Origin of the sequence: Butyrivibrio sp. AD3002, from assembly GCF_000420905.1 — a bacterium.
GTDB lineage: Bacteria > Bacillota > Clostridia > Lachnospirales > Lachnospiraceae > Butyrivibrio.
Map to the genome: position 1 here is coordinate 41403 of NZ_ATVV01000013.1, position 11812 is coordinate 53214.

The following is an 11812-nucleotide window of genomic DNA, read 5'->3' on the forward strand; positions in this document are numbered from 1 at the left end:
CAATCTCTTTTTATTGTAATCTTTCTTTGTTAAAAAAATTTGTTCAAAATATATTAATATGCTCTGCCCCAGTAAACCATCTTGGTTGCGGGTTTACCACAGCATACACAGGTTCCTGCAAGATTCTCCTGCTCAAAAGGAATACATCTGCTGGTTACGGAATAGTCTTCCTTAATCTTATCCTCGCACGCTCTGTCGCCGCACCACATAGCCTTTACAAAGCCCTTGGTATCCTTGAAGGCTTCCTCAAACTCTTCCTTAGTAGTAGCAGCAAAGGTATGAGTATCAAGGTGGTTCTTAGCTCTATCGTACATATCCTGCTGAATCTTGGGAAGGAGCTCAGCAACCTTAGCTGCAACCTCATCAATAGGGCATTCAATCTTTTCTCTTGTATCTCTTCTTACAAGTACGCACTTGCCAGCCTCAATATCCTTGGGACCAACCTCGATGCGAAGCGGAATACCACGCATCTCCTGATCGGAGAATTTATATCCGGGACTTCTGTCTGAGTCATCAAGCTTAGCTCTGAAATCCTTAAGAGCCTCAAGCATCTTTCCTGCTGTCTCAAGTACGCCTTCCTTCTTCTGCTGGATAGGAATGATCATTACCTGAACAGGTGCAATTCTCGGAGGAAGTACAAGTCCTGAGTTATCTCCGTGAACCATGATCATCGCACCGATAAGTCTTGTGGTTGCACCCCAGGAAGTCTGGAATACATGGTGAAGCTTATTATCTTTTCCTGCATATTGTATCTCGAAAGCCTTGGCAAAGCCGTCACCGAAGTTATGGCTTGTCGCAGACTGAAGCGCTCTTCCGTCATGCATAAGAGCCTCTACAGTATAAGTAGCTTCAGCACCAGCAAACTTCTCCTTCTCAGTCTTCTGACCCTTGATAACCGGAATAGCCATATCCTCTGCAAGGAAATCAGCATATACATTCAGCATCTGCTGTGTGCGCTCCTCAGCCTCCTCAAAGGTAGCGTGTGCAGTATGGCCCTCCTGCCAGAGGAACTCTCTTGATCTGAGGAAAGGACGTGTCTCCTTTTCCCAGCGGACAACGCTGCACCACTGATTAAGTACCTGCGGAAGATCCTTATATGAATGAATCTCCCCTTTATAATAATCGCAGAAAAGAGTCTCTGAAGTGGGACGAACACAATATCTCTCTGTAAGGGGCTCGATTCCACCATGTGTCACCCATGCAACTTCCGGCGCAAAGCCCTCTACATGATCCTTCTCCTTCTGAAGAAGAGACTCGGGGATCAACATAGGAAGATAAGCATTGGTTACGCCTGTCTTCTTAAATCTCTCATCCAAATGCTTCTGAATAAGCTCCCATATAGCATAGCCTGCAGGCTTGATAACCATAAATCCCTTTATATTTGAATAGCTGATTAGTCCAGCCTTGGTAACAACGTCGGTATACCACTGAGTAAAGTCCTCATCCATAGAGGTAATTTCTGAAACCAGCTTCTTTTGATCCTGTGCCATTTTCTCACTTCTCCTCATTTAATTTAATTATATCTCATTGCTTCATGAACATATTCTCATTGCTGCGTTCATGAAGTCATAGTTTGTTTCATGATAATGCGTAAGTCGGCTGTTTGTCAACGCTGGCACCTTTGTTGCGCTCGCTTTTCGTAGTGTTTGTATGTGTTAGTATGAGGGATAATATTCTTATTAGGAAAACCATTATTCGGAACTCTTTTGTTTGGGGCATCCTTGTTCGGAACTCTTTTGTTCGGAGCCAGAACAACAAAGTGCTGCTTATGATGGGATTTTGTTGCATAAATAGCTCTTATTCACATCCGACACAATAATATGATTCTAATGAAAAGATTTTGTTGTATATATGGTTCTGTTTGTGCAATAAAACTGTTGAAAATAATTTGATTTGTTGTTCGCAGCAAGAGAGCGTACAATAATTTTTAAAGTAATGAGTAGTTTTGTTGCAACTTAGAGCCTGTCCGTACAACAACTATATTGAAATACCGCGCATTTGTTGTTTCCTGCTATAAATGGTTATCAAAACCAGATTCACACAATGGAAACTTTTAAATTTTCTTATCCGATTAAGTTGGTATTTTAAGCCATTTCTGGGTACTTTTTGTAAAAATTGTTTAAAATTTGAAAATTTTTTAAAAAAATGCTTGCATTATAAAAAAATCCGTAGTAATATATCACTTGTCGCTAAGACAGCGACTCAAACACCAATAAATAAGCGCTTCTAGCTCAGTTGGTAGAGCACCTGACTCTTAATCAGGGTGTCCAGGGTTCGAGCCCCTGGAGGCGCACGCCGAGTACTGTTTTGTGGGTATATCCCATGGGGCGGTACTTTTTTTGTGCGAAGCAATAAACCATGCAAAAATGGAGATATTAGAGTTCGCGGGAACTTGCTCACTAAGAACTCTTTATATCTCCATTATTATACGGCGCATGCCGCGTAATCTTACCTATTCATCCCCCCGTCATACACAACGGAGTCGATAACCTTCCTGGTATCATTACAATAAACCACAATATTTATTCCATCCCACTTCTTGGCATATTCGACGTCATCAATTTTGATTGAGCAATCGCTTCCTGCATAATAACCCTTAGAAGTAACTGAATAATCAACAATTTTATCTCTCACACTACCGACAAAATGAAGCGGTTCCATTCCGGCATCCTCATTGACATCCTCTTCATTCTTAACGGCGCAGTAACCGTCATATTCCTTTGAAGGGAGCTTAAATCCCATCTTGGAAAAGGCCTTCTTTACCGCATCTGTCACACAGAAGGACATGTCATTCTTCGCAGCCACCAGCACTGTGTAGCGCGGCTTATCTATCTTTTCAAGATACTCATCAATATCCTTTATATTAGCGATCTTACAGTCCTCAACGACCTGTTCGTAGTATTCCCGTGTATCAGCCCACTGATGGTCGTATACCGCGCCTTCTACGCCGTAATCCTCCTGCAATAGCTTAGCGATATACTTGGATACTCTCTTGGCTCCCCAGATATTGGTATGCCAGTCATCATTCATATCCTTGGCCCAGTTAAATTCGGAATCTGTGTACGCGATATATTCATTAAAATCGCAGAACTCCACACCATTCTCACTAGCATACTCCTGAACAGCATTATGCCTGTTCTCATCCCATCCGGTAGACGGAGTTTTTGTAAGAACAAGATTAATCTCATTATCCTTACACAGTTCCACAATCTTATCCAGATAATTCACCATCACCGGCTCAGGCTCTGCGTAAGCCTCATAATTGCTGATAAGAATCGGCTCATAATCCGGGGTGGAATCCCCCCTCTTACTCAAGGCTGAAAATCCCTTAAGTTCATAATGATTTTCAAGACTTAAAAAATCAAAATCATTTTCCGAAAGCTCCATCCAGCGATTGTGGAATCTCACATTTCTGAAAATGTAGCTGTTAACAGTCTGTTTGGGATCAAGCCTGCAGATATCATGTATAGCTTCCCACTTAACATCCGACCACTTCATTGCATCCATAGCCATTCTGGTGAAAGACTCCGAGGTATTAAGCGGCTCCGTCGGATCAAAGGTATAAAGCATATTTGTTTCGACCACAACCGCACTCGGTTTTTGATATCTAAGTGTTTCCTTAAGCCAATAATAGGAAACCACGAGATTTTGCTGCTCACAGGCAAGGTTATAGCTTGTGATTCCGTATTTATCATATATGACCTGCGGATTAAAAGCGGCTGCCGCATGGCTGCTTCCAAGGAAAATAACATCCACAGTGTCCTTATCCATCTTATAAAAACCCTTGTATGTCGAAGTTGTCGGCCACAGGTCCTCAAAATACTTTTTAGGGGTTATAACATAATTAACAATAGTAATGACAAAGCAAGCTATTAATGAAAAAAGTACTACCCTAATAGCGAATGAAACACGCTTTCTCATCAAAAACCTCCGTAAATAAAATCCTGCGCATCAAAGCCAAAGCCATAAGTGCCAAACAGAATAATACCAACAATTGCCGCAAGATAGACTCCCCATCTGATAAGAAGTGGCTGAGTAAAAATCCTCTCTCCCACGGACTTTCCTTCCTCCTGGTACTTGGATACCTTATGCAGGATAAAAATTCCGATTCCCAAGATAACCATCTCTCTCCACTCTAGTCCGAGCGTGAAAAGTCTGTCATTCATAAGAACCCAGGGATTAAATTCCGTAATCATATTTGTAATCAGTTCCAGACCCTTCCTCAGAGTATCGGCTCTGAAAATGATCCAGGCAAAATTCACAAGAAGGAAGGTTCCTCCCTGTTTAATCCATTTTTTCTTCATGGAATCCGGTTTTATGCCGCATACGGAATATATCTTCTCTCTAAGTTCAAAGGTGAGCTCTCCCACTACCTGATAGAAGGCATGAAGAAGCCCCCACACCAGGAACTTAAAGCCTGCACCGTGCCACAATCCGCTTATGAAGAAAGTAATGAAAAGATTGATATTTTTTCTTGTTTTACCCTTTCTATTGCCGCCAAGCGGAATATAGATATAGTCCCGAAGCCATGTACTAAGAGAAATGTGCCATCTTCTCCAGAAATCCTTTATCGACGTCGCAAAGTAAGGACGTTCAAAGTTATTTTCAAGCCTTATTCCAAAGAGTCCGCTGACACCCCTTGCAAGAGTTGTGCACGCCAAAAAGTCAGTATATAACTGAACACTGTACAGGAATGACGCAATCCATATATACGCCCCGGAATATGCCGGATAGTTATCAAATACCGTATTTACTATTATTGCAGCCTTATCAGCAATTACAAGCTTAAGGAAAAAGCCCCAAATGATAAGCTGAAAGCCTTTTACAACCTTCTCTTCATCAAATCTATTGCCCTCGGTAAGCTGGTGCGAGAGATTTTCATATCTTGGAATAGGTCCCTGGATTATCTGAGGGAAAAAGCTTGCGAACAAAGTGAATTTCGCAATATTCTTTTCCGGGCCTGTTTTTCCCATATATACATCTGCCATATAGCCTATAAGCTGCAACGTATAAAAGGAAATTCCCAAAGGAACGAGCCAGTTTATCGGCTCTCTTCCAAGTATCTCATTAATTACAAAATTGGAATTCTTGATCAAAAACCACGGTGTGACGACTCCCAGAATCCCCAGTATAAATACCGCCTTTTTCCCGGCACCCGAAAGTTTATCAGTAAGAAGTGCCACCAAATAACTTATGAGAATCGTTCCAAGGAAAATCCACCATCCGGTCTTATAAAACAAAGCATAAAAAGCTATATTCGCAGCTAAAAGAATTAGCCATCTGAATCTGATGGGAAAGATATAATAAAGAAAGAGTGCAGCAAGCACCAAAACAAAATATTTTAATGAGATGTAAATCATTAAGTTCCCTGACCCCAAAAATAAAAAACACATAAAACCAACGGTAGAATGATACCAAAGACTTCCTCTTGAATCCATATTAAATTAATACAAAAAAGAGTCCTAAATATTAGAACTCTTTTCCCATTCTCATAAATAATTTACTGATCCTCAGTAGATACATTTGCTGCTTCGTCCGGATTCTCAAGCATTTTCTGCATTGTCTTCCAGCCAAGCACCGCACATTTAACTCTTGCGGGCATATGTGCTATATCCTGAAGAGCTGCTGCCTCATCGAGCTCTTCAATCTGCTCCTCATCCTTGATCTCACCCTTGATCATTCCCATAAAGGTTCCAGCAAGCTTAATAGCATCTTCCTTAGATCTCCCTATAACCTGATCTGCCATCATATCTACAGAAGCCTGTGAAATAGCGCATCCCGATCCCGAGAACATCGCATCCTCTATAACACCATCGACTATCTTAAGCTGAAGAGTGATGTCATCTCCGCAACTGGGATTTACTCCCCTAAGCACAAGATCAGGATTCTCCATCTCACCCTTATGGGAGGGACGAAGATTGTGCTCATTAACTATTTCTCTGTAAAGTCCTTTTAAATCCATTTTTTAATCCTCATAACCCATTACTGAACGCACCTTCGCAAGGTGGTCAAGGAATCTGTCCACTTCCTCTTCAGTATTATAGAAGTAAACACTTGCTCTTGCGGTTGAGCCTGCTCCGATAAACTGCATAAGTGGCTGTGCACAGTGATGTCCAGCCCTTACACAAACGTGGTCATCATTTAATACCGAAGAAATATCATGCGGATGAACACCCTCCATAGTGAAGGTAACGATTCCGCTATGCTTAGCGGGATCTGATGATCCGTAAATTTTTATATATGGAAGCTTTTTCATTCCCTCCATCATACGAACTGTAAGCTTATGCTCCTGCTCGGCTATAAAGTCAAAACCGACCTTCTGAAGATATCTGATTGCAGCCTCAAGTCCTACGGCACCTGCCGCATTGACAGTTCCTGCCTCAAACTTGTGCGGAAGCTCAGCGTAAGTCGCATCCTCTCTGGTAACATATTCTATCATCTCACCGCCTGTAAGGAAGGGTCTCATTTTTTCCAGAAGTTCTTTTCTTCCGTATAATGCACCTATTCCCATGGGACCCATGAGCTTATGTCCGGAGAAGGCATAAAAATCAGCCCCAATTTCCTTAACATCGACCGGAATATGCGGCGCAGCCTGAGCTCCGTCTACAACCACGGTTGCTCCCTTCTCATGAGCGTATGCCGCTATTTCCTTCACAGGATTGGTTATTCCGAATACATTCGATACATGTCCGATGGAAACAATCTTTGCCTTATCGGTAATCTTGCTCTTATACTCAGCTTCTGTTATAACACCCTCTTCATCGGGTTCCAGGAAAACAAGCTTTGCTTTCTTCTGCTTAGTCACCATCTGCCAGGGAAGGATGTTGCTGTGATGCTCCATCACGCTTATAACAACCTCATCACCCTCACCTACATTATCAAGTCCATAGCTGTATGCCACAAGATTAAGAGACTCTGTGGTATTTCTTGTGAAAATTATCTCCTCAGTAGAAGCTGCTCCGATAAAATCTGCCACGGTTTTTCTGGCATTTTCGTATCTCTCTGTCGCATCAACACTCCAGTCATACAAACCTCGAAGAGGATTTGCATTGGAGTTTTCATAAAAATCCTTTATGGCGTCAACAACCTCATTAGGTCTCTGAGAGGTTGCTGCATTGTCAAAATATATGTAATCCCCTTTATTTAGAATAGGGAAATCTTTTCTGAAATCTTCGGGTCTGGACATTGTATGCTCCTTAAAGAATAGTTCTGATATATTGCTGAATCCTGATGATAATAGCTTCGTCAGGAATCATTCTTGCTATGCTCTCCATGCGGGCACGAATCATAAGCTTCTTCGCACTCTCCTCATCGATTCCGCGGCTCTCCATATAGAAAAGCGTGTCATCGCCGAGCTGTCCGATGGATGCTCCGTGGCGTCCATCCACATCCTCTTCTCCGCAGAGGATAACAGGCATGGTTCTGTTTATTACATCGGGGCTAAGAAGGAGTGTGTCCTCCTGCTCGTCTCCGACAGAACCCGCACTTCCTGCCTTGAAATCCAGCGTTCCTCTGAAAGTCTTAACAGCTTCATCAAGAAGAACACCTCTGAAGACCATGTTGGAATTAGTCTTTTTGCCCATCTGATCAGCCACATAGTTCATATCGTAGCCCTGCTTATGACGGCAGAGGTATCCGGTGTGATTATTGAATACACTGTTATCTCCAAGAAGTGTAACTCTGCAGCCTCCCCAGGTGTGTCCTGCTCCGAGCTGCATATTTATTGCTTCAATATCAGCCTTGTCGTCGCATACACCGCCGATATCGTCAAAGTGAGCCATTTTCTCACTTATGGTCTGTACTTTAACAAGATTGATTTTTGCACCTTCCTCAGCAAGAAGTCTTGTCTGTATTCCTAAAAATCCGCCGTTATCAGGTTCTGAAACATATTCCATGATTACTGTTATCTCAGAATCCTTCTTCGCATGGATAACCTGGCTTCCGAGTACGCAGTCCCCGTCACTAAGCTCATATCTGATCGTCACGGGCTGCGATACCTTCTGTCCCTCCTCGGCACTGATGACTGTCACTGGAACATTCATTTCCTGCATGAATGAATCAATCTCCACTCCCATTCCGGTGCGGACTGTCTGTGCATCGTTAAGTGGCATGGTGTCTCCGTTAGGTCCGGGTATATCCAGCTTTTTTGCGGCTATCTTTTCATTTACTGATTTGAAAATCTTTCGGATATCTTCCTCTGTTGCATCATCTTTGACAGAAATCCCACCGGGAAGTTCTCCTGTAACAGGCGTTTTTTCAGCCTTTATCTCAATATCTTTTATCTCTATCTCACTGTCGTTTGACTTTAAAAAGCGATAAGTCAGCGCAGGAAGATGATTAACTTTTAATACCTTACTCACTTTCTCAGCCTCCTGACATCTCGAGTTTGATGAGGTTGTTCATCTCAACCGCATATTCCAAAGGGAGCTCCTTAGAAACCGGGTTAGCAAAACCGCTGACAATAAGCGCTCTTGCATCCTCTTCTGATAATCCTCTGGACATAAGATAGAATACAGCTTCGTCACTGATTCTTCCTATCTTTGCTTCATGTCCTACATCCGCGTCATTGGTTCTTATATCCATTCCCGGAATAGTATCCGCGCGGGAGATGGAATCAAGCATAAGAGAATCACAGGAAACAGAAGTCTTTGCATGCTTTGCTTCCTTATTTATGGTAACGGAACTTCTGTAGGTTCCGATTCCGCCTGACTTGGATATAGACTTGGTCGATATCATGGAAGACGTGTATTTTCCCTGATGAATAACCTTGGCTCCGGTATCGAGGTTCTGTCCCTTTCCGGCAAAAGTGATTCCGGTATACTCCATATTGGAGTGATCACCCTTAAGAATTGTCATAGGATACAGGTATGAGGTGTGTGATCCAAAAGAACCCGAAACCCATTCCATGCGAGCACCTTCCTCAACCAGAGCTCTCTTGGTGTTGAGGTTATACATATTCTTTGACCAGTTCTCTATTGTTGAATAACGAAGTCTCGCATTCTTTTTAACATACAGTTCAACGCAACCTGCATGCAGGTTGGCAACGTTATATTTAGGTGCCGAACAACCTTCTATGAAATGAAGGTCTGCGCCTTCATCTACTATAATTAATGTATGCTCAAACTGTCCGGCACCTGCCGCATTAAGTCTGAAATATGACTGAAGCGGAATCTCAACCTTTACTCCCTTGGGAACATATACAAAGGATCCGCCTGACCATACAGCTCCGTGAAGAGCAGCATATTTGTGATCTGTGGGAGGTACCAATTTCATGAAATACTCATGAACCATCTCGGAATACTCTCCTGTAAGAGCACTCTCCATATCTGTGTAAACAACGCCCTGTGCTGCTACTTCATCCTTAACGTTATGATAAACAAGCTCTGAATCGTACTGAGCACCTACACCTGCAAGTGATTCACGCTCAGCTTCCGGGATACCGAGTCTCTCAAAGGTATTCTTGATATCCTCAGGAACGTCCTCCCACTTACCCTTCATGTCAGACTTTGATCTTACATAGGAAGAGATGAGATTCATATCAAGGTCATCAGTATCCGGACCCCAATCGGGCATCTCCAGCTTATTGTAAATTTCAAGAGATTTTAAGCGAAACTCTCTCATCCACTCCGGATCGTGCTTTTCCTCGGAAATCTTCCTAACAATATCCTCGGTAAAGCCATCCTCCATGCGGTAGAAGTCCTGCTCGTTCTCCACATCCTTTATGTCATAAACACTGCGGTCAATATCAACAACCGCTTTATTATTTTCGCTCATCTGCTATTCCTTATTTCAGCGGGCTACAGCCATCGCATCCTTCACATCTTACGTATTTTTCGAAACCGTGCTCATTGATCTCCTCAACAAGGCTTCCATCACCTGTTGTAACAATATGTCCCTTAACAAGAACATGAGTATAGTCAACATGAAGTGACTCAAGAATCTTGGTGCTGTGTGTGATGATTAAAAGAGCACCATCCTTCTTTTTCTGGTACTCCTGAATACCCTTGGAAACAGTTCTTACGGCATCAACGTCAAGACCGGAATCAGTCTCATCAAGGATGGCAAGCTTAGGGTTGAGCATGAGCATCTGCAGGATCTCTGCCTTCTTCTTCTCACCACCTGAAAAGCCTACGTTCAGATCACGGTCTGCATACTCACCATCCATAGTAAGAAGATCCATAGCTTCACCGAGCTGCTTTTTATATTGAAGAAGCTTTACCGGTTTGCCCGTCTGCTCATGAAGAGCATTTCTCACAAAACTTCCGAGTGAAATACCGGGAACCTCAAGAGGATTCTGGAAAGACAGGAACATTCCTGCCTTTGCTCTCTTATCAGCAGACTCATTTGTAAGATCCTGTCCGTCAAACAGAATCTGTCCCTTGGTCACATTGTAGTGGGGATTACCCATAAGTGTGTATCCCAGAGTTGATTTTCCGGCACCGTTAGGTCCCATGAGAACATGGGTCTCGCCTGCCTTGATTTCTAAGTTTATATTGTGCAGAATCGGCAGATCCTCGACTGATGCTGAGAGATCTCTGACCTGCAGTAATGACTGTTCTGACATTCTATTACTCCTTTATATCCAATAAGCCATGCTTTATTTGCACATAATCCGAATTATTATAGCATATATTAATGAAAATATGGAACTTATAGTTTATGATATTTTATAGCATCTATTTACCTATCAAGTTACTAGGTATTATATTAGCAAATCTGTAATTTGGCAACATATTAAATTTATGAAATTTGCAAAACGCAGGATATTAATGATTAAATAGAATTCATAAGCATTGATTTTTCTTTTGGAGATTATATATGAATTTCTGGATTCCGATTTTAGAAGATACCATAGAAGACGGGCTTAAGATTCTGCCCTTTTTATTCATCACCTATTTAATAATGGAATACTTAGAGCACAGAACCGGTGACAAGACAGAAGAGATGGTTCAAAAAGCAGGTAAATTCGGTCCTCTCTTCGGAGGCGTGTTCGGTGCATTTCCCCAGTGTGGTTTTTCCGCAGCGGCGTCAAACCTATATGCCGGAAGAGTTATTACTATAGGAACGCTTATTGCTATTTATCTTTCCACATCAGATGAGATGGTTCCGCTTTTTATTTCCGCACAGGTTCCCATATCCAAAATGATAATTATTATCGCTATGAAAGCTGCTTTCGGTGTATTCTACGGTTTTCTGATTGACCTTATTGTCAGACGCTATCGCAGATGGAAGAAAAAATCCGAGATTGAAAAAATGAAGATCGATGAGCTTTGTAAAAGAGAGCACTGTCACTGCGAGGAGGAAACTCCTAAGATTTCGGCTCACAGAAGTCAGAAAGAGAGTAAAGAAACCATTACCAAGGCATCAGTCGCCAAAGAGATGCAAACTTCTCATGACCATTCGCATGAAGGACACGGGAACATTCTTCGCTCCGCCTTTATTCACACAATTCATATTTTTATTTATATTCTGATATTTACACTGATATTAAATGCCCTTATAGAACTCGTTGGTGAGGATACGTTGGCAGGTATACTTTCCGGGAACGCCGTGCTTAGTCATGGTCTTGCCGGTATTGTCGGCCTAATACCCAACTGTGCCGCATCCATTGTTATAACCGAGCTCTATCTGAGTGGAATCATAACCTTTGGTGCTATGATGTCCGGTCTTCTCGTAGGCGCCGGCGTAGGTCTTCTTATTCTTTACAGAGTAAATGAAGGCACCGCTAAGAACTTACAGATTACTATCATTCTGTATCTTATCGGCACCTTCACAGGTTTCATTCTTGATTTAATTGGAATTGTAGTATAGC

At 42.3% G+C, this 11812-nt stretch carries 9 protein-coding genes and 1 tRNA gene; 2 read left to right on the forward strand and 8 right to left on the reverse strand.

Annotation, left to right across the window (positions count from 1 at the left end):
- Nucleotides 1–53: 53 nt before the first annotated feature.
- Nucleotides 54–1490, reverse strand: a complete 1437-nt coding sequence (gene proS / locus G596_RS0110240; protein WP_022761753.1) for a proline--tRNA ligase — start codon at nucleotides 1488–1490, stop codon at nucleotides 54–56.
- A gap of 730 nt (nucleotides 1491–2220) precedes the next feature.
- Here proS and G596_RS0110245 point away from each other — a divergent pair.
- Nucleotides 2221–2293 (forward strand) — tRNA-Lys (locus tag G596_RS0110245).
- A 155-nt stretch (nucleotides 2294–2448) separates the two neighbouring features.
- On the opposite strand, the gene G596_RS0110250 is transcribed toward G596_RS0110245, so the two are convergent.
- The 7 genes from G596_RS0110250 to sufC form a co-directional block, all read right to left on the reverse strand.
- Nucleotides 2449–3921 (reverse strand): hypothetical protein, encoded by a 1473-nt coding sequence (locus G596_RS0110250; protein ID WP_022761754.1) that lies wholly within the window; start codon nucleotides 3919–3921, stop codon nucleotides 2449–2451.
- Entirely contained in the window at nucleotides 3921–5240 is a 1320-nt protein-coding gene (locus G596_RS0110255) for an MBOAT family O-acyltransferase (RefSeq protein ID WP_196805216.1), read from the reverse strand. Before G596_RS0110255 ends, G596_RS0110250 begins: the two co-directional genes overlap by 1 nt.
- 260 nt (nucleotides 5241–5500) lie before the next feature.
- Nucleotides 5501–5962 (reverse strand): Fe-S cluster assembly sulfur transfer protein SufU, encoded by a 462-nt coding sequence (gene sufU / locus G596_RS0110260; protein ID WP_022761756.1) that lies wholly within the window; start codon nucleotides 5960–5962, stop codon nucleotides 5501–5503.
- Nucleotides 5963–5965: 3 nt separating this feature from the next.
- Entirely contained in the window at nucleotides 5966–7186 is a 1221-nt protein-coding gene (locus G596_RS0110265) for an aminotransferase class V-fold PLP-dependent enzyme (RefSeq protein ID WP_022761757.1), read from the reverse strand.
- A gap of 10 nt (nucleotides 7187–7196) precedes the next feature.
- The gene (locus G596_RS0110270) at nucleotides 7197–8360 is read right to left on the reverse strand and encodes a SufB/SufD family protein (protein WP_022761758.1); all 1164 of its coding nucleotides are present in this window, start codon (nucleotides 8358–8360) and stop codon (nucleotides 7197–7199) included.
- 4 nt (nucleotides 8361–8364) lie between these two features.
- Entirely contained in the window at nucleotides 8365–9774 is a 1410-nt protein-coding gene (gene sufB / locus G596_RS0110275) for a Fe-S cluster assembly protein SufB (protein ID WP_022761759.1), read from the reverse strand.
- A 10-nt stretch (nucleotides 9775–9784) separates the two neighbouring features.
- Entirely contained in the window at nucleotides 9785–10564 is a 780-nt protein-coding gene (sufC, locus tag G596_RS0110280) for a Fe-S cluster assembly ATPase SufC (RefSeq protein WP_022761760.1), read from the reverse strand.
- A 254-nt stretch (nucleotides 10565–10818) separates the two neighbouring features.
- On the opposite strand from sufC, the gene G596_RS0110285 reads away from it, so the two are divergent.
- A complete protein-coding gene (locus G596_RS0110285) occupies nucleotides 10819–11811 on the forward strand; it encodes a putative manganese transporter (RefSeq protein WP_022761761.1) in 993 nt (330 codons plus the stop codon).
- The last annotated feature ends 1 nt before the right edge of the window (nucleotide 11812 follow it).

Bases quoted from the DNA above. Each gene is read 5' to 3' on its own strand.
- sufU (WP_022761756.1), bottom strand. From the start codon at position 5,962: ATGGATTTAAAAGGACTTTACAGAGAAATAGTTAATGAGCACAATCTT.
- G596_RS0110250 (WP_022761754.1), bottom strand. From the start codon at position 3,921: ATGAGAAAGCGTGTTTCATTCGCTATTAGGGTAGTACTTTTTTCATTA.
- proS (WP_022761753.1), bottom strand. From the start codon at position 1,490: ATGGCACAGGATCAAAAGAAGCTGGTTTCAGAAATTACCTCTATGGAT.
- sufC (WP_022761760.1), bottom strand. From the start codon at position 10,564: ATGTCAGAACAGTCATTACTGCAGGTCAGAGATCTCTCAGCATCAGTC.
- G596_RS0110285 (WP_022761761.1), top strand. From the start codon at position 10,819: ATGAATTTCTGGATTCCGATTTTAGAAGATACCATAGAAGACGGGCTT.
- G596_RS0110265 (WP_022761757.1), bottom strand. From the start codon at position 7,186: ATGTCCAGACCCGAAGATTTCAGAAAAGATTTCCCTATTCTAAATAAA.
- sufB (WP_022761759.1), bottom strand. From the start codon at position 9,774: ATGAGCGAAAATAATAAAGCGGTTGTTGATATTGACCGCAGTGTTTAT.